This is a genomic window from Bartonella sp. AD13SXNS, from assembly GCF_042196465.1.
Lineage (GTDB): Bacteria > Pseudomonadota > Alphaproteobacteria > Rhizobiales > Rhizobiaceae > Bartonella.
Window position 1 is genome coordinate 442831 of sequence record NZ_JBHIQI010000001.1, and the last position, 25723, is coordinate 468553.

General features: G+C 40.1%; 19 protein-coding genes and 2 pseudogenes. 14 read left to right on the forward strand and 7 right to left on the reverse strand.

What is annotated here, in order from left to right; translation table 11 throughout:
- Positions 1 to 1155: 1155 nt before the first annotated feature.
- The 5 genes from ACFIMQ_RS01725 to tkt form a co-directional block, all read right to left on the reverse strand.
- Positions 1156 to 1341, reverse strand: a complete 186-nt coding sequence (locus tag ACFIMQ_RS01725) for a hypothetical protein (RefSeq protein WP_375703258.1) — start codon at positions 1339 to 1341, stop codon at positions 1156 to 1158.
- Between the two features lie 900 nt (positions 1342 to 2241).
- On the reverse strand, positions 2242 to 3273 hold the full coding sequence (locus ACFIMQ_RS01730) for a class I fructose-bisphosphate aldolase (RefSeq protein WP_375615822.1): 1032 nt from the start codon (positions 3271 to 3273) through the stop codon (positions 2242 to 2244).
- 109 nt (positions 3274 to 3382) lie between these two features.
- A complete protein-coding gene (locus ACFIMQ_RS01735; RefSeq protein ID WP_375615982.1) occupies positions 3383 to 4576 on the reverse strand; it encodes a phosphoglycerate kinase in 1194 nt (397 codons plus the stop codon).
- A 364-nt stretch (positions 4577 to 4940) separates the two neighbouring features.
- Positions 4941 to 5948, reverse strand: a complete 1008-nt coding sequence (gene gap / locus ACFIMQ_RS01740) for a type I glyceraldehyde-3-phosphate dehydrogenase (protein ID WP_375615823.1) — start codon at positions 5946 to 5948, stop codon at positions 4941 to 4943.
- A gap of 203 nt (positions 5949 to 6151) precedes the next feature.
- Positions 6152 to 8158: a transketolase gene (tkt, locus tag ACFIMQ_RS01745; protein WP_375615824.1), complete on the reverse strand. Its 2007-nt coding sequence runs from the start codon at positions 8156 to 8158 to the stop codon at positions 6152 to 6154.
- A gap of 338 nt (positions 8159 to 8496) precedes the next feature.
- Here tkt and ACFIMQ_RS01750 point away from each other — a divergent pair, with 338 nt between their 5' ends.
- The 6 genes from ACFIMQ_RS01750 (at position 8497) to ybgC (ending at position 12919) form a co-directional block, all read left to right on the forward strand.
- Positions 8497 to 8772, forward strand: coding sequence for a DUF4164 domain-containing protein (locus ACFIMQ_RS01750; protein ID WP_375608427.1), 276 nt, complete (start codon positions 8497 to 8499; stop codon positions 8770 to 8772).
- A 12-nt stretch (positions 8773 to 8784) separates the two neighbouring features.
- Positions 8785 to 9174, forward strand: coding sequence for a cell division protein ZapA (locus ACFIMQ_RS01755; protein WP_375615825.1), 390 nt, complete (start codon positions 8785 to 8787; stop codon positions 9172 to 9174).
- Positions 9175 to 10015: 841 nt separating this feature from the next.
- Complete coding sequence (gene ruvC / locus ACFIMQ_RS01760) at positions 10016 to 10531, forward strand: crossover junction endodeoxyribonuclease RuvC (protein WP_375615983.1); 516 nt, start codon at positions 10016 to 10018, stop codon at positions 10529 to 10531.
- 13 nt (positions 10532 to 10544) lie between these two features.
- Positions 10545 to 11159, forward strand: a complete 615-nt coding sequence (gene ruvA / locus ACFIMQ_RS01765; protein WP_375615827.1) for a Holliday junction branch migration protein RuvA — start codon at positions 10545 to 10547, stop codon at positions 11157 to 11159.
- Positions 11160 to 11172: 13 nt separating this feature from the next.
- A complete protein-coding gene (ruvB, locus tag ACFIMQ_RS01770) occupies positions 11173 to 12267 on the forward strand; it encodes a Holliday junction branch migration DNA helicase RuvB (RefSeq protein WP_375615828.1) in 1095 nt (364 codons plus the stop codon).
- A gap of 211 nt (positions 12268 to 12478) precedes the next feature.
- The gene (gene ybgC, locus ACFIMQ_RS01775; RefSeq protein WP_375615829.1) at positions 12479 to 12919 is read left to right on the forward strand and encodes a tol-pal system-associated acyl-CoA thioesterase; all 441 of its coding nucleotides are present in this window, start codon (positions 12479 to 12481) and stop codon (positions 12917 to 12919) included.
- An 898-nt stretch (positions 12920 to 13817) separates the two neighbouring features.
- On the opposite strand, the gene ACFIMQ_RS01780 is transcribed toward ybgC, so the two are convergent.
- Positions 13818 to 13958 (reverse strand): hypothetical protein, encoded by a 141-nt coding sequence (locus ACFIMQ_RS01780; RefSeq protein WP_375615830.1) that lies wholly within the window; start codon positions 13956 to 13958, stop codon positions 13818 to 13820.
- A 975-nt stretch (positions 13959 to 14933) separates the two neighbouring features.
- On the opposite strand from ACFIMQ_RS01780, the gene tolQ reads away from it, so the two are divergent.
- The 5 genes and pseudogenes from tolQ to ACFIMQ_RS01805 all read left to right on the forward strand — a co-directional run.
- Positions 14934 to 15647 carry a protein TolQ gene (gene tolQ, locus ACFIMQ_RS01785; protein ID WP_375615831.1) on the forward strand — a complete coding sequence of 238 codons (714 nt, stop codon included), beginning with the start codon at positions 14934 to 14936 and terminating at the stop codon, positions 15645 to 15647.
- A 15-nt stretch (positions 15648 to 15662) separates the two neighbouring features.
- Positions 15663 to 16115 carry a protein TolR gene (gene tolR, locus ACFIMQ_RS01790; RefSeq protein ID WP_375608433.1) on the forward strand — a complete coding sequence of 151 codons (453 nt, stop codon included), beginning with the start codon at positions 15663 to 15665 and terminating at the stop codon, positions 16113 to 16115.
- Positions 16116 to 16204: 89 nt separating this feature from the next.
- A complete protein-coding gene (locus tag ACFIMQ_RS01795; RefSeq protein WP_375703259.1) occupies positions 16205 to 17806 on the forward strand; it encodes a cell envelope biogenesis protein TolA in 1602 nt (533 codons plus the stop codon).
- A gap of 31 nt (positions 17807 to 17837) precedes the next feature.
- The gene (gene tolB / locus ACFIMQ_RS01800) at positions 17838 to 19163 is read left to right on the forward strand and encodes a Tol-Pal system beta propeller repeat protein TolB (RefSeq protein WP_375703260.1); all 1326 of its coding nucleotides are present in this window, start codon (positions 17838 to 17840) and stop codon (positions 19161 to 19163) included.
- A 1617-nt stretch (positions 19164 to 20780) separates the two neighbouring features.
- Positions 20781 to 20975, forward strand: a pseudogene (locus tag ACFIMQ_RS01805) (DUF4102 domain-containing protein); the annotation flags it as partial.
- Positions 20976 to 22326: 1351 nt separating this feature from the next.
- Here the strand turns inward: ACFIMQ_RS01805 and ACFIMQ_RS01810 are convergent.
- On the reverse strand, positions 22327 to 23073 hold the full coding sequence (locus tag ACFIMQ_RS01810; protein WP_375615834.1) for a YebC/PmpR family DNA-binding transcriptional regulator: 747 nt from the start codon (positions 23071 to 23073) through the stop codon (positions 22327 to 22329).
- Positions 23074 to 23438: 365 nt separating this feature from the next.
- Between ACFIMQ_RS01810 and ACFIMQ_RS01815 the strand changes: the two genes are divergently transcribed.
- From ACFIMQ_RS01815 to ACFIMQ_RS01825, 3 genes and pseudogenes are all read left to right on the forward strand, one after another.
- On the forward strand, positions 23439 to 24134 hold the full coding sequence (locus tag ACFIMQ_RS01815) for a DUF1013 domain-containing protein (protein WP_375615835.1): 696 nt from the start codon (positions 23439 to 23441) through the stop codon (positions 24132 to 24134).
- Positions 24135 to 24330: 196 nt separating this feature from the next.
- Positions 24331 to 24852 carry a peptidoglycan-associated lipoprotein Pal gene (gene pal, locus ACFIMQ_RS01820; protein ID WP_375615836.1) on the forward strand — a complete coding sequence of 174 codons (522 nt, stop codon included), beginning with the start codon at positions 24331 to 24333 and terminating at the stop codon, positions 24850 to 24852.
- A 49-nt stretch (positions 24853 to 24901) separates the two neighbouring features.
- Positions 24902 to 25723: pseudogene (locus ACFIMQ_RS01825) on the forward strand (hypothetical protein); the annotation flags it as partial.

Below are 25723 nucleotides of genomic sequence, written 5' to 3' on the forward strand. Positions count from 1 at the left end.
GTAAAGCTATTGAGCACCTTCATCTTTACGTTTGTGAAGAAGCAAGACGGCACCATCACACTCTTTGCTAGCTCGTGGATGTTGCGACAACATTTGGCACTAGAGAGGGGGCATAGGAGGCATTTATAGTCTCCTTTCTTCTATATTTTTACCCACACGCTAGCCCCGCTTGTGATGTGCAAGGGAATAGTTTTGATTGATCCAAGATAAACAGATTTGAAATGAGAAAACCTTACGTTATTCGGGCGACTAATTCAATATAAATAATGCTAAATTATCATTATAAATCAATATATTGTACAAATATGATATATCTTTAGAGTCTTTATGTTTTAAAGCTTGCACGAAATCATAATTTTTTTGTATAGCGAGCCAAGTGTGTGCAAAATACACACCCCTAACCATTTCAAATCATTCAGCTGTTTCAGTAACAGATAAGCCAAGTTCTACGATTATATCTTCAATCACAAATTCACCGAAGTGCAGAGGATTTTCATCATTTTTTAGCACTCACTCTTCAGTGATCCTCTAGATAATTAACTCATTCGGCATCTATACCAGCAAAGCGAAATATTATGTGCTAATTTTTCTTTACATTCATTAACCAAGAACCCTCAAAATGACCTTTTAGCGGATAGAGCCAAAAGGATGAGTCATTCAAAAATCATTTGGTGATATAACTATATCAAGAGCACCGAGAATATATCTTAGTTTCTAAGGATAGGCGATTTACTCCCTTTTATCGTATTAGTCTTGTCGAAGGCTTTAAGTCTTTTATGTTTAAATCAAAAAATCATAATTGGATTATATTGCATAAAGATGCTTTTTTTCATTTTTTCATTTAACACACGATAAGGTACCTTTTAGGGCTCATAAGAAGTTTTCCCCTTATATCATGATTTCAGAGCTGCATGAGAAGAATAAAAGATGATGTGGCTTAATAAGAGAGTTTGTTCATAAGCCGTTTGGGTGTCTTAAGGTCAAGGATGCCGTTAGGCGGCCTCTGTAAGGTTTTCCTTGAGCTTGAGAACAAAGGCTTGTTAGTCCTTCGTTAAACGCGGGTTTGATGTTATGATTTTGGAGAGCGATTATGAAGAATTTGAGAGGCAGACAGCCTCTCATTTTTTATTTATACACAAACGAAGGGCGCTTTTTTTATTCAGGGAGAATAAGAACATACCCAGGAGGTGCTAAACGGAATAAGAGAGCGTCGTAACCCCACGCAGCAGACATGCATACAACAGAAAAAACGCCTTCAAAAATTGTTAAGAATAATGCGTACGATATAGCGGCTTCATTTGCTGCTTCGCGGCGTTCTATGAGGTATCCGAAAAAAAACAAAAAGCACCGCTAATCCACTCGCACCCGCAAAGAAGCTTAGTATGGCATGAATCGGTCCACGAAGACGGAATAGGATAAGAAAAATTATGAAAATAAATACTGTAAAGATCCCTTCGAATACCTCACGCACCATATTGCACAATTTTCTCATCATAATTGCAGAAACGCTCTGTTCTGCGTATCGATTTTTTCTTTTGATGCTTATATTCTTAGAAGATATACTGTCATTCTTAGAAGATATGCCGTCCACAATTCCCCCCATTTTTAAGCAAAAACGCTATAAACTTAATCGCTTATAATTATATCATCACAAAAGACAGGAAAAATTTATTCATTTTAACGAAAAAATAGGTGTTTTATTGAGGGGCAAATCTATTTTCTTTTGCAAGAGTTTTCAATCTGTTCGTCAATAGAAAGTCTACCCCCATTGAACAGGAAACTATCCTGATGCACAAAAATTTCATAAGCTGTATGTCTAATCAATTCAGAAATCGTAATTCTTCAATCTACCAGCTTATCCACCTTTGCAACTACACTCAAATGGATTCTGCTGATGATAAGTAATGATAACATGAAAAAACATCACACTATCAAACTCTTCAATACAGTATTTGCTTTATGATTTTCACTCAAAAAGCAAGTGCCTACTTCATGAACGACAACACACTAAGATGCTGCGCATTCACAAATTTTCTAGCATTATCTTCCCTTCCTACAACCCTCCCGCAATCTTATCTCTCAGATAGCACCCATTAAAGACTTTTAAAATATCCAAGAAGAAAATTTTCTGAGAAAGCTTTCAAGCCTAAAATGCCCCCGCCATTTTATCCATGGTGAGGGCACCCCAAATCACGTAGAAACATGCAAAATCTCCCCGCATTTAAGAACAGAGCTTGTGCTTCAAATGCTCGCTTTTTCTTGCTCTTTTGTCCATTGTCCTAAAGCCGCAAGATGGTTCATCCGAGCACGATGACTAAAGGCTTTCTGTGCAACAGCAATATTTTCATCTTTTCCAGCCCATGCTTTTAAGGCTGCTGCTTGCAATGCGCGTCCATAGGAAAAGGTCAATTTCCAAGGCAATGAGCCTAAAGAATTCATGGCAGATAAATGCGCTGTTGCTTCCTGATCGGACTGTCCTCCAGAAAGAAAAGCAATTCCTGGAACAGCAGCAGGAACCGTTTGTTTAAGCACCTGGACGGTCTTTTCAGCAACTTCTTCAACACTAGCCTTGCGTGCATCCTTGCCATCAATCACCATATTGGGCTTTAAAATCATCCCCTCCAAAAGAATACGGGCTTCAAACAATTCTTTAAAGACAGCCTGTAAAACAGCGCGTGTCACCTCAAAGCAACGCGTAATGGAATGCCCACACGACGGTCCATCCATTAACACTTCCGGTTCAACAATGGGCACAATATTCAACTCCTGACACAAAGCAGCATAGCGTGCGAGAGCTTGTGCATTTTGGTTGATGGCCCCTCTTGTTGGCAAAGTATCGGCATTAATAGCAATTACCGCCCGCCATTTAGCAAAACGTGCTCCCAAAGCATAATAGTCTTTTAGCCGCTCACGAAGACCATCCAACCCTTCGGTAATTGTCTCTTGGGGAAAAGCAGCCAATGGTTTGGCTCCCGTATCAACTTTAATGCCTGGTAATGCCCCCGTTTCACGAATAAGATCTGTCAACATTTGTCCAGTTGATGCTTTTTGTCGAATGGTTTCATCAAATAAAATGACTCCAGAAATGGCATTTTCCATAGCTTCTTTTGCACTAAAAAGCATTTCACGATAAGCACGGCGACTATCTTCATGAGATTCAACACCAATGCTTTCAAAACGCTTGCCAATGGTTGCCGTACTTTCATCTGCTGCTAAAATACCTTTACCTGCATACACCAAAGAAAGTGCAATATCTTCAAGCCGTTCGTTCATAAAAAAATCCTCTTTATTTTGTCTTTAAATTTTCCAAAAGTGCGCACCACGCGCGATATACTCTACATAACAACACAGTTCTTTTTTTAGCTGCTCTTTAAATAGACATTTAAGCTTGCATAAGGGCAAAAATGCCAGGTAAAATCTTACCTTCCATCCATTCCAAAAAAGCTCCTCCAGCAGTCGAGAGATAAGTAAAATCATTGGCAACACCAGCATGATTAAGGGCAAAAACCGTATCGCCCCCTCCCGCAATTGAAACCAATTTCCCTTTTTGACTACGTTCTGCTGCATGGCGTGCCACGGCAATTGTTCCCTTATCAAAAGGAGGCATCTCAAAAACACCAAGGGGACCATTCCACACGAGGGTAGCAGCTTCATCAATTGCAGCATTGATATGCACAATAGAACGTGTACCAATATCCAATATCATGCCATCTTGTGGAATATCTTCAATATCATAGAGACGATGTGGTGCATTTTTTTCAAAGCGAAAGCCAACAACAGCATCTACCGGAAGCAGAAGCTTACATTGACACTCTTGCGCTTTTTTAATGATTTTTTTAATCGTTTCCATCAATGTATGTTCACAGAGTGATTTTCCAACATGAACACCTTGCGCCGCTAAAAAACTGTTGGCCATGCCCCCACCAATAACCAAGGAGTCGACTTTTTCCACCAAATGATTGAGCACAAAAAGCTTACTAGAAACCTTGGCACCTCCCACAAGGGCAATTACAGGACGTGTTGGATTGCCCAATCCTTTTTCTAATGCCTGCAACTCTCCTTGCAAAGAACGCCCCGCATAGGAAGGCAACAAATGTGTTATGCCTTCTACCGAAGCATGGGCACGATGAGAAACTGAAAAAGCATCATTAACATAGAGATCGCCATTATGGGCTAAAGCCTCAGCAAAAGAACAATCGTTTTTTTCTTCCCCTGAATGAAAACGAACATTTTCAAGCAGTAAAACACTCCCATTTTGTAATGCTTCAACAGCTATCTGTGCTACTGTACCGATACAATCAGGAGCAAAAGCAACCGGCTGATTAATGATCTTTTCCAATACTTGTACAACAGGACGGAGTGAAAATTCTGGCTCTACCTTTCCTTTAGGGCGACCACAATGAGAAAGCAGAATAAGTTTAGCACCACGCTTTTGTAGCTCAACGAGTGTTTCTTTATGTCGTACAAGACGTGTCTCGTCACAAACTTTGCCCAGTGCCATAGGAACATTAAAATCCACGCGCACAAGAACACGTTTTCCAGTGACATCAACATCATCAAGTGTGTGAAAACCCATCACTTTTTCCTCTTTATTTTCCATGTGTTTTACATAAAAATGTATCTGCCTAACTTTACTCTCACTTAATGCTTCTCTGTTTTTAAACGCTTCTCTGCTTTTACATGAAAAGGATCTGCTTTTTTTGTTTTTTTCAAACTTTGTCTCGTTTAAATCGCATTCTTTTGAATTCTGTTTTCTCTTGTATTTTTTAAAATCATGTATGTTATTAAAATAAACTGCACCATTCATTTCTCAACAGCGTCTTCTCTTCAACACACGAGACAATCATCTTTATCTCCTTTTTTAAAGAATGTGCCTTAACTTTTACAAAAACGAGACTTTTTCTTATTCTTATAAGAAAAGGACCCGAAGGTCCTTTTTTCTAAATTGTTTGAGCAAAAGCTACAGCCGTATCACTCATACGGTTAGAAAAGCCCCATTCATTATCATACCAAACCAGAACACGACAGAGCTGACCATCAATTACTTTGGTTTGATCATTGTGGAAAATCGCTGAATGAGGATTATGATTAAAATCACAACTCACAAGTTTTTCTTCTGTCGTGTCTAAAATTCCCTTCAGAGGACCTCGTGCAGCCGTAGTCATAGCTGTGTTAATTTCTTCAATTGTTGTGGAACGCTTAGCGGTAAATGTTAAATCAACTACAGAAACATTAGGGGTTGGAACACGAATCGACACACCGTCAAGCAGTCCCTTTAATTCTGGCAAAACCAATCCTACAGCTTTCGCTGCTCCTGTTGAGGTAGGAATCATAGAAAGAGCTGCCGCACGTGCACGATAAAGGTCACGATGCATTGTATCCAATACAGGTTGATCACCTGTATAAGAATGAATGGTTGTCATGAAGCCCTTTTCAATGCCCACTGTGTTATGCAAAACGTGGGCAACAGGCGCCAAACAATTGGTGGTACAAGAAGCATTTGAAACAACGCGATGCTCTTTGCTTAAAGATTGATGATTAACCCCATAGACAACCGTAAGATCTGCTCCTTCAGAAGGCGCAGAAACAAGAACACGCTTTGCTCCCGCATCTAAATGAGCACTCGCTTTATCACGCGCCGTAAAAATGCCTGTACATTCTAAAGCAATATCGATATCCAAATCTTTCCAAGGCAATTGTGCAGGATCACGTTGTGCGCATACCTTGATTAATCCACCCCCTACATCAATGGCATCCCCCACCACCTCAACAGTTCCAGGGAAGCGCCCATGAACTGAATCATAGCGCAACAAATGGGCATTTGTTTCCACAGATCCTAAATCATTAATTGCAACCACTTTAATATCTTGTCGTCCACTTTCTACAAGCGCACGTAAAATATTGCGTCCAATACGACCAAACCCATTAATTGCAACACGAACCGTCATTTCACATGTTTCCTCATCAATTTTTAAAAGCACACCATTTAAAACACAATAAATAGGTATTTCATCAATCCCAAATCATTAATTCCTATAACGTCAATATCTTGATTAATCACTTACTTATCCACAATAATGCACAAGATCATCCACAACACTGTACAGTATAGACGCCCTACGACCAAACCAACTCATGACAACACAAGTTGTCATTTTGTCTTTTCCTCTTTGATCTTTCCAAGCTCTTTTTCTGCGATTGCCACGACATTTTCACATGTAATATTAAAATGTGCATAAAGGGCATCAATCGTTCCACTTGCCCCAAAGCTATCCATGCCAATAAAGATACCATCACAGCCGATAAAAAGTTCCCATCCTTGGGCGACGGCAGCTTCAATAGCAATTTTAATCGGTGCCTCTCCAATGAGAGCACGCTGATAGGAGCAAGATTGTTGAGAAAATAGTTCAAAACAAGGAACAGAAATCACACGCGTTGGGATATTTTTTTCTTCTAAAACCGCATGTGCTTGTACCGCAATTTGCAATTCTGAACCGGAAGCAAATAAAGTCACTTGCGCTTCATCACTGGCCGTTAATAATTCATAAGCACCAAGCATACAGAGATTTTCTTCTTCATACTCTTGACGCAAAAGCGGTAGATTTTGTCGACTCAAAGCCAAGGTAGAAGGTGTTCCGCGTGCTTTCAAAGCCAATTGCCAACACTCGACTGTCTCCATGGCATCAGCAGGGCGAAATACAAGATGATTAGGCATGGCGCGCAGGCAAGCCAAATGCTCCACAGGTTGATGTGTAGGACCATCCTCACCAAGACCAATAGAATCATGGGTCATGACATAAATTACCCGCAACCCCATAAGAGAAGACAAACGCATAGCGGGACGCATATAGTCAGAAAAGCATAAAAATGTTCCCCCATAAGGAATAAAGCCCCCATGAAGAGCAAGCCCATTCATTATAGCACCCATTGCGTGTTCGCGAATACCATAATGGAGATAGCGCCCTGAAAAATCATCGGCAGAGATACTTTTCATTTGGCTGCTTTTTGTGTTATTGGACCCCGTTAGATCGGCAGAACCACCAATGGTTTCCGTAATGACTTCATTGATCACTTCCAGAGCCATTTCCGAAGCTTTACGCGTAGCAACAATAGGGCGCTCTTCAACGAGTTTCTGTTTATAAGCATCGATAGCGCTATCAAATCCCCCCACAAGATCACCACGCATCAATCTTTCAAACTCCACCCGTTCTGATACAGGGAGATCAGCCAATTTTGCTTCCCACTTTTGCCGTTTTTTAGCGGCATTAAGCCCCGCTAAGCGCCAACTATCGAGAATATCGGCTGGAATAACGAAAGGCTCTGCCTCCCAGCCTAAAGCGATACGGGTTTCAGCAATTTCTCGTGCTCCCAAAGGGGCTCCATGAACTTTATTGGTTCCAGCCTTATTCGGTGCTCCAAAGCCAATGGTTGTTTTACAGGCAATTAACGTTGGTTTATCACTTTCGCGTGCTGCTTCAATGGCGCTTGCAATTGCGCCTTGATCATGGCCATCCACTTTGTGTGTATTCCAACCGCACGCTTTAAAACGCGCAATCTGATCTGTACTGTCAGCAAGAGAAATCTCTCCATCGATAGAAATATTATTATCGTCCCACAACACAATAAGCTTGTTGAGTTTCAAATGACCAGCAAGGGAAATTGCTTCTTGAGAAATCCCTTCCATAAGGCAACCATCACCCACCAACACGTAAGTGTAATGGTTGATAAGATCACCAAAACGGGCATTTTGCAAACGTTCCCCAAGCGCCATCCCCACGGCATTCGCTAACCCTTGTCCGAGAGGACCAGTGGTTGTTTCGATTCCCGCCACATGCCCATATTCTGGATGTCCAGCAAGTTTTGCCCCTAATTGGCGAAAATTTTTGAGATCTTCAATGCCAATATCTTCATAACCAGAAAGATACAGCAGAGCATAAAGCAACATAGACCCATGTCCTGCTGATAACACAAAACGATCACGGTTAGGCCAACGAGGTTTTTGGGGGTCATGAGCAAGGAATTTCGTATAAAGAATCGTAGCAATATCGGCTGCCCCCATTGGCAAGCCCGGATGACCAGAATTTGCTTTTTCAATCGCATCAATAGCAAGAAAACGGATAGCATTGGCCATCTGATTTTGTTGTGGGTTGTTTTTCATAAACGATAAACCATTTCGTTAAGTACGTTATTCTGTTGCTTTTTCCGTATTCTCTTTAAAAATTCCTGAGAAATACTATTTTCTAATCTTCAGCGTGAGACTTCTTGCCGCTACTTTGATCACATTTAAATAACATTCCCCTCACGCATCCTGTATATTCATGTCATTTATGCCAATATACTCAAAAAATCCAGCTTTTAATTCATATCTATCCCCTGCTTTGCTTGCTAAAATATCCTATATCCTTAAAAATAAAATGCACGCAATACAAAAGTGTAAGTGATTCGTTTTTGCATAACGCATTGATAAAGGATATAATTACCCAAAGGATAAAAGCAATGAACCAAGAGACTACGGTTCTACAAGATGCTCTAGAACAACTGGAAAAAGCACTCAGAACCTTAGAGATCACCATAATAAATCGCAATGCCGTTATTGATAAAAATAACGAATGGGAAGAAGAAATTCAACGAATGAATGCTGATCGCAGCCATCTTGCCCAAGCGCTTGACAAAGCTGAAGCCCAAATTGAACGCTTAGAGTCCGTAAACAGAGAAGTTTCCAAACGTCTTATTAAAGCAATGGAAACGATTCGTGTCGTCATTGATAGATAAAGGTTTGAATGTATGGAAACTGTTTCCGTTACCATTGATGGTAAAGTTTATCGCATGGCTTGTGACAAAGGGCAAGAACGTCGTCTTATTGCGCTTGCTGCTCAATTAGATCAATATATCACACATTTAAAGAACAATTTTGGTGAAATTGGCGACCATCGTTTATCGGTTATGGCCGGCATAATGATTATCGATGAAATGGAAGAGATAAAACGAGAAAATAAAAAATTACAAGAAGACTACAATGCTCTTTTACGACTCCACAATGAAAGAGATCGTACTATGGGAAAAATTATGCGTGACACCACACAACGTATTGAAAATCTCACCAATCAATTGCTCAAAGATGATCAAAATAGCACACACATTCAAGAACAGGAACAAGAACAGGAAGACTTCTAAACGCACATCAGCGCGTAATAAACCAAAGACTTGACTTGCCTCTCACACCCTACAGAATCAAAACCCTAAAACCCACATCAGTCTGTAAACAGGTTGGATTCTTAATCAAGACTGGTTTTTCTTGGCTTGCACTTCATGTGATTGACATGCATTAAGCGCAACAAACAAGGACTTTCCCGAATATCCAACGCCTCTTAAAAAACGCTTAAACGTTTCAAGGAGGCTTGTATCATTACGCTTCAAATAAAGTTTCTTTATGCCGCGCATCAAGATAATAAGACCAATATCATTCTAAACAATCATAGAAATTACAACAGAAACCAGCAAAGCATCCTTCAAGAATAAACATCTCTATTCCACTTCCCCAAAAGCTCTAGTTCTATCAAAAGTCCTTGTTCCCCTCGATAGCACCAAGCAGATTCATATATAGAGGGATATTTAAAATATATTTTAAATATAACCTTATTCTCTTAGTATCATGGTATAATGCAAAAATTTTCCGTGAAGTGTATCCCATCCATTGAGTCGCATCTTTACACTGATGAATGTACAATCCGGTATCATCTATTTGCTCACTTGCGACGTTTAATCGTTATGGTATGGAAGGTGATAGAGAAGGGGAATTTTTATATTTTACCTGTGATTTATAGGTTGCTTTCTTGTGATGTGTGAATGTTTTTGATTGATTTCGTTTGTGCTCTTTAAAGCTGCTGTTTGTTATATGTATAATGTATAAATTCCCTAGGTATGACTATCTTTTTACTTGTTTTGACCTTTGCTGCTGTTTTCTTTCCAGGCGAGCCTTTATCCAAGAGGGATAAAAGTGTATAAACTGAAGTTTATGGCAGAGACGATTCGTATTATAGGCATTGATCCCGGATTACGGCATACAGGGTGGGGCGTTATCGATCTTGCAGGTAATCGTCTTCAGTTTATTGCAGCAGGGACGGTTTCTTCTAATGTACAGTGTGATCTAGCTTCTAGACTCTGTCAGATCCACAAAGGTCTTTCAGAGGTTATGCATCAATTTATGCCCCATGAGGCCGCTGTGGAACATGTGTTTGTCAACAAAGATGCTACGGCAACTTTAAAACTTGGGCAAGCGCGCGCGATTGCGCTGCTGGTTCCTGCGCAAGCAAATCTTCCTGTTTTTGAATATGCTCCCAACAAAGTGAAAAAATCGGTTATTGGTGTTGGGCATGGTGCTAAAGAACAAATCCATATGATGGTAAAAGTTCTCCTACCACGGGCTGAATTTGATAGCAGTGATGCGGCTGATGCTCTTGCTCTTGCTCTTTGTCATAGTATGCATCGTAAGCGTATTGACCAATCTTATCAGGCAAGGGTGGCGATATGAGTGGGGTGGCAAGATGATTGGCAAATTAAAGGGCACCCTTGAACATATCTTTGATGATCATATCCTTCTTGATGTGCACGGTGTGGGGTATGTTGTTTTTGTGTCAAATCGGCTGCGTCCTTCTTTACCCTCTGTTGGAGAGGCGTTAAGCCTCTTTATTGAAACGCATGTTCGTGAAGAAGCAATCCGCCTTTTTGGTTTTGCTACAAGAGCTGAACAGGAGTGGTTTTGTCTTCTACAAAATGTTCCTGGAGTAGGGGCAAAGGTTGCTTTGGCAATCTTGGGGACTTTATCGCCAGATGAACTTGCACAGGCTATTGCTTTAAATGATGTTGCGATGATTAGTCGAGCGCCGGGCGTTGGTAAAAAAGTCAGTGAAAGAATTGTGGGTGAACTGAAAAGTAAAACACTTCCCTTTGAACAAGCTGTCAAAACTATTTCGGTTCCTCAGCGTGAGATGATCAATCAACCTGCGCATGATGCGCTTTCCGCGTTGATGAAGCTAGGGTTTGAACGGGAGCAAGCATCTCGTGCTCTTGCTCTTGCAATGAACGCTCTTGAGGGGGAAACTGTTTCTTCTGCCCTGCTGATTCGCCATAGTCTCAAATTGCTTTCTTCTCCTACTTAAAATCAAGGTAACAATGCATAAAGATGAAGATCAACGCCTTCTGGGTAGCACCTCCCTTCCTAATGATCCAGATCGTTCCTTAAGACCACAAGTTCTCGATGATTTTATTGGTCAAGAAGCGGCACGGGCTAATTTAAAAATATTTATTGAAGCAGCAAAAACACGGCAAGAAGCGCTGGATCACGTTTTGTTTGTAGGACCACCGGGATTGGGAAAAACAACGCTTTCACAGATTATGGCAAAAGAATTAGGTGTTAATTTTCGTTCTACTTCAGGGCCAGTCATTGCTAAAGCAGGAGATTTAGCAGCTCTTTTGACCAATCTCGAAGAACGTGATGTCCTTTTTATTGATGAAATTCATCGCTTAAATCCAGCAATTGAAGAAATTCTGTACCCAGCAATGGAAGATTATCAACTTGATCTTATCATTGGTGAGGGGCCTGCTGCCCGCTCGGTTAAAATTGATCTGGCTAAATTTACTTTGGTGGCGGCTACCACACGTTTGGGGCTTTTAACCACACCTCTACGAGACCGTTTTGGTATCCCAATTCGTCTCAATTTTTATACGATAGAAGAATTGGAATATATTGTGCAGCGTAATGCACGACTTTTTGCCGTTAAGATCAGTGATGATGGTGCTCATGAAATTGCACGCCGAGCACGCGGGACGCCTCGTATTGCCGGACGGCTTTTACGGCGCGTTTGTGATTTTGCTCTGGTTAAACAGGCAAAACAAATTGACCGAAAAATCGCCGATGAAGCCCTTTCGCGCCTTGAAGTGGATCATCTTGGGCTTGACCCGCTTGACCGTCGCTATTTGCTCCTGATTGCGGAAACTTTTTTAGGGGGACCGGTGGGAATTGAAACGATTGCTGCTGCTTTATCAGAACCACGCGATGCTATTGAAGATATTGTTGAACCGTATCTGCTCCAACAAGGTTTTATTCAAAGAACCGCTCGTGGACGCATTCTGAGTGAAAAGGCTTGGAGCCATTTAGGACTTTCTGCGCCTGCTTCTACAACGTCTATACAAAGGCGTGCTCAACTTTCTGATGCTCAAGACAATTCATCACTTCAGACCTCTTTATGGGATGGGGAAGATGACTAAGACATTCTCTTTATTAAAAGAAACTATGTGAATATTTTATAGTAAGGTCATAAAATACAAGAGACGTGCTTCTTTTAGCATATTCTGACCAAAAAGGTCTTGCACGATTAAGGGGATTTTTACTTTTCACAACTTCAACACAAAAATGTGTTCAAGCTTTTGATTGATAAACAATTTGCTATATTAAATGATTTTATGGGACATGAAGTCAATGACAGAAATAACTCCTTTTAAGAGCAATCATACAAATGCTTTTCATAATTTTCAGGTCCGCGTTTATGTTGCGGATACAGATTTTTCCGGTGTGGTTTATCATGCGCGTTATCTTGAGTTTTTTGAACGAGGGCGGTCAGAGTTTTTACGCGATACCGGTTTTAATAATAAAATGTTAGCAGCAGGGGGTGAGGGGGAAAAACTGTTTTTTGTTGTTCGTCATATGGAAATTAATTTTTCAAGACCAGCTAAAATTGATCATCTTTTAGTCGTTAAAACACGTGTTAATCATATCCAAGGGGCACGCTTTTTTATGGAGCAATCTATTTTGCATGAGGCGACTACGTTGGTAACAGCAAAGGTTGAAATTGCTCTGATTAATGAGGAGGCAAAACCGCGACGTTTACCCAAAGAACTTTTTGCAAAAATGCTTGGTTAAAAGTGTTCTTTATGGAACAGAGGCTTCATAGCCTTTTCATGAAACATAAATTAATCTATAATCTAAGATTATACATCGACCATGGTTTACTTAAATGTTTTCCCTTGATCATCAATAAGGTCACACGATACATCAGAAAAAAGCATCTCTGCTCCAATCAATTAAAGATAATATCCTCATTAATTACGCCTCATCCATGTTGTGGTGCAAACATGTTGTGGTGCAAAATCAGCGTCTCACCATCCATTTTTTGCTATGAACTCAAAATGTTTTGCTTCCTCTTGGAAGAGGGTTCGTTTGCATCAGAAAACAGCAGAAAAGTGCAAAATATAAAAAAGAAAAAAAATGGATGAAGTTCATTTTTGTGATAAAAATGTACATACTCAGCAAAATAATGTAATCAAAGTGATCATAAGCAGCAAGATTGAAAATCTGCTTAAAATACTGAGAGGCAAGTAATTTGTTTTGTTGCGCGATGGTCCTTTGATTTTACTAGAGAGAGCTTTCCATCTATAGTGCATGATTTTCATGTGCATTTTTCAACGCAATAAATAAGCGAGAGATCAATACATATAAGGTAGAAATGCATTCTTGATTTAAAGTTTCAAGAGCATAGTATTCTCTAGAATAAAGTGATTGGGAACGATCATTTATCATTTCTTACGGTGATAAGGCCCAAGAGAGTAAAACGCTTTCATTTCAAACCCGTTCATGTTGAAACATGTAAAACCATTCGCTTACACATTATAAGAGCGCAATATAATCCATTGAAAAAAGATGTAAGATGCTTCTTATATACTGTCCTCAACGCAATAACGAGCCAATATTTCAAGTACGCAAAGAGAATGAAGGGGGCGGTTTGTTGCTTCATAAAGTAAAGATGGTGACGTGGCTTTTTTCACTTCCCAGAGGTTTTTACGGTATACCATGATGCCATCATCAGAGGGATGATAAGCATTGAAAGGTGTTTTCTAACGATAAAGCCATTGAGCCCCCCATCTTTACGCTTATGGAGAAGTAAGCCGGCACCATCACACATTGTGCCAACTCGTGGGGGGCGACAGCCCTTGGCACTTGAAAAGGTTTATTAGAGGCACTCCTTTCTTATACAATTTTTACTCACACACCAGCTTCGCTTTTGACGTGCACGCAAGTGATTTTGATTGCTTCAACATGGAACAAGTTTAAAATGAAAGAATCTTACGACATTCAAGGTTTTAATTCAATATGAGTAATGCTAAATTATATTTATAAATCAATATCTTATCGTATACATAAATTCACAGAACAATAAAATTTTATGGGATTACATGAGACTTACATAGGAGCATTATGTGGAGAACGTCGGGCGAGGTATGGTGGTTTATTTTTTTATGCCCCAAGGGTGTAATCCCATTAAAAATGAGAGAAAGAAAAGCTTTAAGGCAATGCGGTATCTTATCATGATGTTAACATATTTATTTATAATGATAATTTATTGCATTGCAATTTGAAATGAAAATCCTGAGACGTGTCAGATTTTTTCTTTTCAAGCTCTATTGCCGCGAATTAATCAAAAACATTTTCTTACATGTTACAAACGGAGTTGGTGAGTGGATACAAAAACACTTAAGAAAGGAATAAAATACCTCTTACAAATCTTTTCAAGTGCTAAGACTTATCGCTGTATTTTAAGCTGGAAACGCTTATGATGATTTAGCGTTCTTTTCATAAGCGTAAAGATGGTGGTGCATAATAGATTTAATATCATGCATTTTTATATCTTTTATTTTTATAGCATTTATGGGGAAGTCCTTATCGTTATATTTTTCATAAATGCTGTTGTGAAATGAGGGGGGGCGTGCATTGAGGGATGTCTCTCGTTATCACTTTTTAAGGAAATTTAAGAAACAAGTCTTGTTTTAGCGCATGGATTTATGTGAGACTAGAGTCTTTACTTAAATTTAGAAAATATAAAATAATCTGTTTTATAAAATTTTTAAAAATGCATCTTTCATTTAGAGGGACAAAAATTATGCCGCATGGTGAACTAACGAATCCAGAAACAATTGGAATGTTGCATTTGTTTATGCAAGCGAGTTGGATCGTGAAAGGTGTTATGATCGGGTTGCTGCTCGCTTCTATCTGGAGTTGGGCAATTATTTTTGATAAAATTTTTACGTATCGGAGAATACGGCGTGAAATAAAGCAGTTTGAACGCACATTTTGGTCTGGCAAAGCGCTAGAGGATCTTTATGCATCATGCAAAAGTCAACGTACCAATAGTATATCCGCAGTTTTTATGGCGGCAATGGTTGAATGGAAAAAATCTCTTGAAAAAGGGACCCATACATCGAAAAGTTTGCAGAGCAGAATTGATAAGGCTATGGATTTGACGCTGGGGCGTGAAAGTGAAAAAATAGAATCAAAATTAAGTTTTCTTGCGACACTGGGGTCTGCGGGACCTTTTATCGGACTTTTTGGAACAGTTATTGGTATTATGGAGTCTTTTCTTTCTATTTCAGCTTCTCAAAATACGTCACTTGCCATTGTCGCGCCAGGGATTGCAGAAGCGCTTTTGGCAACCGCGATTGGTTTGTTTGCAGCAATTCCAGCTGTTATTGCTTATAACAAGTTGACCCATGAAAGTGCGCGCATCATTGCACAAATAGAAAATTTTGCCGATGAATTTTCAACAATTGTATCGCGACGTATTGATGAAACACGCACAGCACCTTCCCCTTTATAAAAAGGAGCTTATCCCATGGGAATTTCTGTTGCTTCTTCTTCTCGCAAAAATACACGTGGGCGGCGTCATTCACGAAGCCAACTGATGAGTGAAATCAATATCACACCTTTTGTGGATGTCATGCTGGTCTTGCTCATTATTTTTATGGTTTCTGCACCTCTTTTGGTGAATGGGGTTCCTTTGGATTTGCCTCGTAGTCAAGCGGGGCCCGTACACGCGCAAAAAACGCCCCTTACGGTTTCACTTGATGCGCAAGGGCGCTTGGCCATTAATCAAGATTATTATGAAACGTCACAAGCGCTGATTGCACACCTAAAAACGCTTCTGGAAGCAGATGCTGCCCAAAAAGATCAACGGATTTTTGTGCGGGTTGCTAAAACTGTTGAATATCAACAAGTATTAAAACTGTTGGCCGATATTCAAAAGGCAGGTTTTTCTCAAGTTGCATTAGCAAGTCTAGCGCAATAAATGATAAATTGCGCATAAATGGTTGTTTTTAAAAAGAGCACAGAGTGATTAAAAATGAAAAAATGTAAGGCGTAAATAAGGCATAAAGAATGAACAAAGACTCCTATCATAGCATGAAACGAGGCTTGGCTTTATCCCTTGTGGTCCATGTCATTTTTCTTGGTTGGGGAGCCGTTCAGTTTGCAAGCTTTGTCTCTTTACCACAACAATTGGAAGCAATTCCTATCACTCTGGCTCCTTTGATGGAAGAGCTTTCCTCTCAACAAGGAGCTGTGAAGGCTCCTATCCGTGCGATTCCTGCCATTAAACCAACCATGCAACCACAAGAAAAAGAGGATGCACGCCATATTGGGGAGGGACAAATAGATCGTCTTGCGCCTTTTAAACCAAAAGAAAAGTTGCTCCCCGTTGAAACAACACCGCCGCTAACAAGCGAAAGTACGTCGGAAACATCCACATCCGAACTTACACAACCAGAATTATTAGAAGCAAAAACAGAGGATGCACCCAAAGTTGCACCTGAGACGCCTTTAGAGGTACCACCGGAGGATGCGCCCAAGGTGGCACCTGAGATGCCTTTAGAGACACCGGAGGATGCGCCAAAGCTTGCGCCTGAGATGCCTTTAGAGGCACCGGAAAATGTGCCAAAGGTTGTGCCTGAGATGCCTTTGGAGGTACCGGAGGATGCGCCAAAGCTTGCGCCTGAGATGCCTTTGGAGGTACCGGAGGATGCGCCAAAGCTTGCGCCTGAGATGCCTTTGAAAGTACCGGAAGATGCGCCAAAGCTTGCGCCTGAGATGCCTTTGAAAGTACCGGAAGATGTGCCAAAGGTTGTGCCTGAGATGCCTTTGAAAGTACCGGAAGATGTGCCAAAGGTTGTGCCTGAGATGCCTTTGGAGGTACCAGAGGATGCGCCAAAGCTTGCACCTGAGATGCCTTTGAAAGTACCGGAAGATGCGCCAAAGGTTGCGCCTGAGGTGCATTTGAAAGTATCGGAGGATGCACCCGAGACTGCGCTTAAGCCTTTGCACAAAAATGAAGAGATGGTATCGCCAAAAGAATTGACTCCAACGGTACAAAAAGTACCGGTAGAGCAGGTGGTTCATCAAGTGCCCAAAATTGTGCTTCCAGAAAAAATTCTTCTTCCACAGTTGAAACCAAAATTTGACGAAGAATCTACAATGAAAAATAAGGCGGCATTGAATCAAAATACGCCAAAGCTTAGCAAGAAACACCAAGAGAAACAGACCATTGAAGATATTCTGGCCATGGAGGAAAATAATTTGCTCAATCGTGCGCGGTCACAAGGAGGAGGAGCAAAACGTTCTCATACACCAGAAGCTTTGGGGGCAAGAAAAAATATTAGTGATACCACAAAAATGGCACAAACATTGGTCAATATTGTTGGGGGGTGTATTCAACAGAAGCTTAAACTTGTAGCGCTTGGTGGCGATTTAAAAAACCGTCCGGTTGTGCGGTTGCGATTTTATTTGGACCGTGAAGGAATGGTTGTGGGTGATCCTATCATTGATCCTGTAAGCGGTCTTGAGAGTCAACAAGCTATTATGATAAGGCAGGTATACGCGGCTGTTTTTTCATGCCAACCTTATGCAGATCTCCCACGTGATCAATATAGCCTGTGGGGGCAAGGTTTTGACTTTAATGTTGATCCCCTCCAAGAAATAAGATGATAAAAAATCGCTTAACGAAAGGACGCATTCCATGATGACTATAACGAGATATAAAGTTTTTGCTTGGTTTATTGTCACTTGTGGGTTGTGGCTTTCAAGTATTTCATTGGTTTATGCGCAATTGAAAGGGACGATTTCAAGCGCTGATTTTAATCCCATTCCCATTGCAATTACAGACTTTATTTCCAATGATTCGATTGGATCTAAAATAACGGCTGTGGTGACAGCTGATCTTGAACGGTCGGGGCTTTTTTTACCGCTTGATAAAGCAAATTTTGTTGAAAGCATTTCTAATCCTAATAAACAACCGCATTTTGCTTATTGGCAGAAAATAAAAGCGCAGGGTTTGGTGACGGGGCAAGTCATGAGAGAAATCGATGGACGATTAAGAGTCGATTTTCGTTTATGGGATGTTTTTGGAGAACGACAATTGAAAGGACGGCGTTTTTATACCGCGACAGAACGTTGGCGGCGTGTGGCTCATATAATTGCAGATGAGATCTATAGTGAGATGACAGGAGAAAGTGGTTATTTTGATACAAGAATTGTTTTTATCGATGAAACAGGACCTCAAAATGCACGTATTAAACGCTTAGCCATGATGGATCAAGATGGAGCAAATTTGATTTATATGTCCGATGGAAGTGAATTGGTGCTTACACCACGGTTTTCACCAAAAAGACAAGAAATGACCTATATGGCTTATGAAGATCATCAAGTGCCTCATGTTTATCTCCAACAAATTGAAATGGGACAAAGAGAGTTAATCGGAACTTTTAATAATATGACAATTGCTCCGCGTTTTTCTTCTGATGGACAAAAAGTCATCATGAGTTTATTGCAAAATGATGGGAGCGCAAATCTTTACACCATGGATTTACGGACCCGTACGATGACGCGGCTTACAACAACTTCCGCTATTGATACGTCTGCTTCTTATTCACCAGATGGTAAACAAATCGTCTTTTCTTCAGATCGTAGCGGAAAGCCGCAAATCTATAAAATGAATGCGGATGGAAGTGATATTCAGCGTATTTCTTCAAACGAGGGGAGTTATTCTACACCTATTTGGTCTCCACGGGGTGACTATATTGCCTTTACAAAACAATTAGACGGACAATTTTCTATCGGTGTTATGCGCCCAGATGGACAAGGAGAACGAATTTTAACCACCGGTTTTCACAATGAAGGACCAACTTGGGCGCCAAATGGTCGTGTGCTGATGTTCTTTCGCAAAAATCCGGGTATGGGACCAAAAATTTATACCATTGACATTACAGGACGCAATGAACGTCAACTCCCCACACCCAATGATGCTTCTGATCCAGCATGGTCGCCATTGCTTACTATACAATAAAACAAAGTGCTTAAAAACAGAACATAGAGGGAATATAGTCTATACAATTTCAAGTTTACACAATCTCAATTGTCTTTAATTATTTAAAGAAGGAATTGATTATAGTGGGCATGGGGAGTTATGTATATTTCACCTATCATCTACGGTTATTTGTAAATAGTGGAGTTTCCTTGGGGGAAATGCTTTAAAAAAACAATGCTTTTAAAAGTATAACCGAAAGTTTTGAGGTCTTTAGATTTCAACTTTTTATGCAAAGTATTGCTATATATTTTTTTTGATTTTCTCTCCGATTTAGTTTGTGAAGAATCCGGATTCTTGTCGAGGATGTTTTCTCTGCTGGCTCTTCATGCGTTTTCTGTAACTAAAGGAAGCTTTAAGAATATTGGTCACGGCCTTTAAAAAAATATTTAATGTGTCAATGAATTCTAGATGCTTAATAAAATAGAGTAAGCCGGCACCATCATATGTTTAGCGTCCAATGTTGCAACAGCCCTTTTCCCTTGAAATGGTTCATAAGAAGCTTTTTTATTCTTTTGAAGTGTTTTACGCTACACGGCTCTCCCCGCTTATGACGTGTAAGAGATATGATTTTGATTGATCAAAAGAGAACAAATTTGAAATAAGAAAAATTTACGATATTCACGGTTCTTATTCAAGGTGCATAATGCTAAATTATCATTATAAATCAATATGTTGATAACATTATACCACCATACCGTAGATGACGGTGTTTTACTCCATAAAAGAATAATTCATTGTTTTGCATCATAATAGCTCTCAAGATTATAAGATTTTTTCTTTTCAAATTATTCTGTTACAGGTCACAAGCGACATTGATGGAAACATTGATACCAGCGTTGATGTATGAATAAAGTTCTTTCAAAAGGGAGCTAAAATATTTTTCATGAATCATTTCAAGGGCTGAGAGTTAGCAACATTAGAAGCTAGAAAAGAGCATAATGATGCCGGCTTATCGCTTTACGAAGTAAAGATGGTAGAGAGGCTTTCATACCCTACGGGGAACTTACGTTATACTATGGCTGCTTTCATGAAATGAAAGGCATGCGCATTGAGAGATTTTTCTTTAACAAAAATATGAACCAGAGCATGAATTCGCAATACAATAATATTACGTAGGGAGATTGCGTGGAGGCCATTGGAGGATATTGCCCGTGGCATTTTATCGTGTCGTGTTTTGGGTTTTTTGTTGTGTAAGGGGCTTCTTTTCATTAACGAACAAGGGAAATAAAAGTGTGAGGCAAATGTGAAATCTCCATTCTTTAAAAGATATTGCTTTGGATACTTTTAAAAAGCTGTAAAGTTAAAAAGCCGTAAACTCGTATGAAAGGTGGTGATATGGGCATTGGTTTTTATACGGTTTTATTGTTTTGTCCAAATAAGATTGTTTTTTCGTTTCGAACATACCTGATCCTGTTGACCTCTTCTGGTTTATACAATACATTGATTTATAATGATAATTTAGCATTATGCACCTTGAATAAGAACCGTGAATATCGTAAATTTTTCTTATTTCAAATTTATTCTCTTTTGAATCAATCAAAATCATATCTCTTACACGTCATAAGCGGGATAAAACTGTACAAGAAAGAACTAAAAATGGCTCTTATGAACCGTCTTAAGTGCTCAGGGCTGTCGCAACACCCACGAGCTGGCAAAATATATAACGATGGTTCCGGCTTGCTTCTCCACAAACTTAAAGATGCAGGTGTTCAGTGACTTTATCGTTATATCATTCACGGGCGCTGCCGTGAAATGGGCTTGGGAGCGTTCAGACATGTCTCTTTAATAAAAGTTTATAACAGTCTCCAAAGTACTCAATCCTTTTACTCTTTATCTCAAGTATATTGTAGTTTTCGGTTTGAATATTGAGGGATAGGTAACAGAAAAAGAACAGATTTTATAAGATCAATGACGCTATTTTTAGGAAGCATACAATGCCATAAATTAATGCTATAAAGTCAAAAATTTATCCGCAATAGATTAGAGAGATATACCGGTTTTTTATAAAATACTTTGCCAAACAGCCCGCTCTGGCTTTATAATTACTTATTCTGTTATATCATAATAATATATTGATTTGTAATGATAGTGTAGCATTTTTCAACTTTAATAAGAGCCCTGAATATCGTAAGATTTTCCCATTTCAAATCTGTTTTTATGGCGAATTACTCAAAATCCATGTTTCTTGTACGTCATAAGCGGGGAGAGCCGTGTGGAGAAAAACACTTCAAAGGAGTAAAAATGCCTCTTAAACTGTCTCAGAGGCTAAGACTTATCAGCAACATTAGGTGTTGGCAAAGTGTATGATGGGGGCGGTTTGTTCCTTCATAAACGAGAAACACTGTCTTTGAGGTGTGGTGATATAAGATATGTAAATCTCCTTGATATATTTTCAGTGTGTTTTTTAGGAGGGGTGAATATTTAGAGGCCGGCTTGTTTGACAGGACTTAAGGTACAAACGAATCTCATGCGTGATGCGTAAAGTGATTCGTCATAGGAATACGTCAAGAAAATTAAAACTGTTTACAGATCGGATCGGGGTGAAATCTTCATCACTTGAGGGCGAGGAGGAAAAGATAATCTTAAAGAATAACAAGATCAAATAGAAAGGGGATTTATGGATAATTCTTGGGGTATGTAATACAAGGTGATGCTATAGAGTTTTGTATGCTTTTATTATCAGAAGTGTTTGAGCGTTCAAGGGTGCATGCTTTTTTGCAATGCTTTCTTTTTTCTGCGATTGATCGCGGTTTTATTACTACAAAGCTTGGATTTATAATAATTTATTGTTTTGTATATTGAATGAGAGTCTCGACTATCCTAGGATTCTTTCATTCCAAACCTATTTCATATTGAATCAACCAAAACCATTTGTGTGCACGTTACAAACGGGGAGAGCCGTGTGGAGTGAAACTGTATAAGATAAGGAATAAAAAATGGTTCTTATGAATCGCCTCAAGTGCCAAGGGCTGTCGCACAACCTCTATGAGTTGGTAAAGTGTGTGATGATGCCCTGGGCTTTGCACCAATGGTTGACCCCGCTATCGACGCGGGGCTTTTATATCTGCGGATAAAGAAGAAGGATGACAGATACTTTTGCGTCTCTCATAGATGAAGAGAGTGCCTATGCGCATGATGGGAATTATACAGATAGTTTTGCCAAAATCTCATCGCTGACATCAAAATTGGCATAAACATTTTGCACATCATCATCTTCTTCTAATGTTGAAATCAGTCGTAAAACAGATAAAGCTTTTTCTTCATCTACTGGTGCAAGGGTGGTGGCTTTCCAAATTGTTTTAATCGATTCTGCTTCACCAAGTTTTGCCTCAAGTGTTTTTGAAACTTCACCAATATCTTCAAATGCGCAGGTAATATGATGTCCGGTTTCTTCTGATTGTACATCTTCGGCCCCAGCTTCAATTGCTGCATCCATGATGTTATCTGCTGTTCCTGCTTCTGGCTTGTAAATTATTTCACCAATTCGATTAAACATGAAGCTTACAGAACCTGTTTCTCCTAAGGCTCCTCCTGATTTGGTGAAGGCTGCTCGCACGTTTGAAGCGGTGCGGTTGCGGTTATCGGTTAAGGCTTCAACAATGACCGCAACACCTCCTGGTCCATAGCCTTCATAGCGCACTTCATCATAATTTTCGACATCGGTGCCTGAAGCTTTTTTAATCGCGCGTTCAATATTATCTTTCGGCATCGACTGTGCTTTGGCATTTTGGATAGCAAGTCTTAAACGTGGATTCATGGCTGGATCAGGAGCACCTTGTTTTGCTGCTACAGTAATTTCGCGTGCAAGCTTAGAAAATATTTTCGAGCGCATTGCATCTTGACGCCCTTTGCGGTGCATAATATTTTTAAATTGTGAATGGCCTGCCATAGTTTTCTTTCCTGTTTGAGGGCTTTCTTTCCAGTTGGATACTCTTTAGAATTTCAAGACGATAAAACGTGCATCCCACCAGAGTAAATGTGCCACAACGTGAGGTGAAATAATCGAATAAAGCCTTTATAAAAAAATTCATCTTAAAGGTAAAGATACCTTGTTGAGGATCATTACAAGAGAGCTCTCTTGTCGTTGAGCAAAAATCACGCTATAACAGAAAGCAGTTTCATGGCAAAATGGTTTATTCCATGCCACGCTTTGTTTTAAGAGTGGGTGGGGGAAACCTGATATGTAATTATGTAATAAAGTTTCAGTGCTCTTAAGTGGGCGGGTAACCTAGGCGCAGAAGAGGATTTATAAAAATGGCAACGCAACTTTTGATGCCCAAAGCAACAGCTGTTTGGTTGGTTGATAATACAGCTCTTTCTTTTGATCAGATTGCAGAATTTTGTAAATTGCATGTCTTGGAAGTAAAAGCTATTGCCGATGGTGAGGCGGCTTATGGTATTAAAGGTTTAGACCCAATTAGTTCTGGGCAATTGACACGCAGTGAAATTGCACGGGTGGAAGCAGATCAAAACGCACGCTTGAAAATTTCTCAATCTAGGGTGCATATTCCTGAAAAAAAACGTAAAGGAGCGCGCTATATCCCTCTTTCTCGACGTCAAGATCGTCCCAATGGTATTCTATGGTTGGTCACGAACCATCCCGAGTTGAAGGATGCACAAATTGCACGGTTGATTGGAACAACAAAAGCAACGATTGAACAAATCCGCCTTAGAACCCACTGGAATAGCGCTAATTTGGTCCCTCTTGATCCTGTAGGACTTGGTTTGTGTTCGCAAATCGATTTAGATTTTGAACTCCAACGTGCGGCAAAAAATCGCCCTGTTGCTGCGGAAGAAGATAGGTCATTGCTTCCCGCATCTGTGACGGAAAACGCTGCTCTAGAAGACAATGAGCGTGAAGAAAATCTACACAAGACTTTTGATGCCGATAAGGTTTTTGCAAAGTTGAACGCGTTGCAAAAAAATCGTCAAGACCAAGATGATGCATAAACAGCATGATGTATAAGTACAACGTTTTTTAGGGAAATGTTAGATGAAGTTAATGGAGAGAGTGAAGAAAAATCGGCAGAGATTCAAAAATGGTGACAAAGGACAAAAAAATTTCGTCTTCATTAGGAATTAACAGTTATTTTTAAAAATATTCTAAGAATTTGCCCTTTTTACGAAACTCAAGGAGAAATAGGCTATGTGCTCTACCCAAAATACTCTCTTTCATTCTTTAGCGGTTATCTTTTTTTTATCATTGTGCTTGGGTGGGTGTGACAAAAAAAATATCGGTGCACTTAACGGTATGAATGGCGCTTATATGAATGATGCTGGTTTGAATCAGGCGCCATCAGGTTCAGGACAAGAATTTACAGTTAGTGTGGGTGATCGTGTATTTTTTAGTCTCGATTCTTCTTCACTTGATGCTGATGCTGAACGTATTTTAACGCGCCAAGCAGAATGGTTGCTTCATTATCCTTATTATTCTATTATGATTGAAGGTCATGCTGATGAGAGGGGAACACGTGAATATAACTTGGCACTTGGACAACGCCGTGCTGTTGCTGTGCGGAACTATTTGGTGTCTCTAGGTGTGTCTGCGCAACGAATTCAAACAATTTCTTACGGGAAAGAAAGACCTGTAGCGGTATGTGATGATATTTCCTGTTGGAATCAAAATCGACGTGCTGTTACAACGTTGAGTAACGCGAGTAGTCATTAAAAAAGTTATTTGTTTCAATTATTCAATGAGCTCTTAAGGGGAGAAAAGAATGTATCGTAAAATCAATTGGAAAGCACTCTTTTATATGGCGGTTTTCATAGTTTTTTCAGCGCCATTTGCTCAAAGTGCGGCGCGAAAGGCTTCTGAATATCCTGCACATGATACGGATAAAGTTGATACCGCCGATAAAGCCGCTTCTGATGCGGTAAAGAAAGCTACGGATGCTGCTGATAAAGCTTCTGATGTGATGGAAAACATACCTGATGCTGCGGGTAAAGGCGCATCTGACGCGGTAAAGAAAGCTACGGATGCTGCTGATAAAGCTTCTGATGTGATGGAAAACGCCCCTGATGCTGTGAGTAAAGGCGCATCTGGCGCGGTAAAGAAAGCTACGGATGCTGCTGATAAAGCTTCTGATGTGATGGAAAACACACCTGATGCTATGGGTAAAGCCGCATCTGATGCGGTAAAGAAAGCCACAGATGCTGCTGATAAAGCAGCTTCTGATGTGATGGAAAACATACCTGATGCTGCGGGTAAAGGCGCATCTGACGCGGTAAAGAAAGCTACGGATGCTGCTGATAAAGCTTCTGATGTGATGGAAAACGCCCCTGATGCTGTGAGTAAAGGCGCATCTGGCGCGGTAAAGAAAGCTACGGATGCTGCTGATAAAGCTTCTGATGTGATGGAAAACACACCTGATGCTATGGGTAAAGCCGCATCTGATGCGGTAAAGAAAGCCACAGATGCTGCTGATAAAGCAGCTTCTGATGTGATGGAAAACATACCTGATGCTGCGGGTAAAGGCGCATCTGACGCGGTAAAGAAAGCTACGGATGCTGCTGATAAAGCTTCTGATGTGATGGAAAAC

Bases quoted from the DNA above. Each gene is read 5' to 3' on its own strand.
- ACFIMQ_RS01810 (WP_375615834.1), bottom strand. From the start codon at position 23,073: ATGGCAGGCCATTCACAATTTAAAAATATTATGCACCGCAAAGGGCGT.
- tolB (WP_375703260.1), top strand. From the start codon at position 17,838: ATGATGACTATAACGAGATATAAAGTTTTTGCTTGGTTTATTGTCACT.
- ACFIMQ_RS01730 (WP_375615822.1), bottom strand. From the start codon at position 3,273: ATGAACGAACGGCTTGAAGATATTGCACTTTCTTTGGTGTATGCAGGT.
- gap (WP_375615823.1), bottom strand. From the start codon at position 5,948: ATGACGGTTCGTGTTGCAATTAATGGGTTTGGTCGTATTGGACGCAAT.
- pal (WP_375615836.1), top strand. From the start codon at position 24,331: ATGTGCTCTACCCAAAATACTCTCTTTCATTCTTTAGCGGTTATCTTT.
- tolQ (WP_375615831.1), top strand. From the start codon at position 14,934: ATGCCGCATGGTGAACTAACGAATCCAGAAACAATTGGAATGTTGCAT.
- tolR (WP_375608433.1), top strand. From the start codon at position 15,663: ATGGGAATTTCTGTTGCTTCTTCTTCTCGCAAAAATACACGTGGGCGG.
- ACFIMQ_RS01750 (WP_375608427.1), top strand. From the start codon at position 8,497: ATGAACCAAGAGACTACGGTTCTACAAGATGCTCTAGAACAACTGGAA.
- ACFIMQ_RS01815 (WP_375615835.1), top strand. From the start codon at position 23,439: ATGGCAACGCAACTTTTGATGCCCAAAGCAACAGCTGTTTGGTTGGTT.
- ruvB (WP_375615828.1), top strand. From the start codon at position 11,173: ATGCATAAAGATGAAGATCAACGCCTTCTGGGTAGCACCTCCCTTCCT.
- ruvA (WP_375615827.1), top strand. From the start codon at position 10,545: ATGATTGGCAAATTAAAGGGCACCCTTGAACATATCTTTGATGATCAT.
- ACFIMQ_RS01735 (WP_375615982.1), bottom strand. From the start codon at position 4,576: ATGGGTTTTCACACACTTGATGATGTTGATGTCACTGGAAAACGTGTT.
- ACFIMQ_RS01795 (WP_375703259.1), top strand. From the start codon at position 16,205: ATGAACAAAGACTCCTATCATAGCATGAAACGAGGCTTGGCTTTATCC.
- ACFIMQ_RS01780 (WP_375615830.1), bottom strand. From the start codon at position 13,958: ATGTGTGATGGTGCCGGCTTACTTCTCCATAAGCGTAAAGATGGGGGG.
- ybgC (WP_375615829.1), top strand. From the start codon at position 12,479: ATGACAGAAATAACTCCTTTTAAGAGCAATCATACAAATGCTTTTCAT.
- tkt (WP_375615824.1), bottom strand. From the start codon at position 8,158: ATGAAAAACAACCCACAACAAAATCAGATGGCCAATGCTATCCGTTTT.
- ACFIMQ_RS01755 (WP_375615825.1), top strand. From the start codon at position 8,785: ATGGAAACTGTTTCCGTTACCATTGATGGTAAAGTTTATCGCATGGCT.
- ruvC (WP_375615983.1), top strand. From the start codon at position 10,016: ATGGCAGAGACGATTCGTATTATAGGCATTGATCCCGGATTACGGCAT.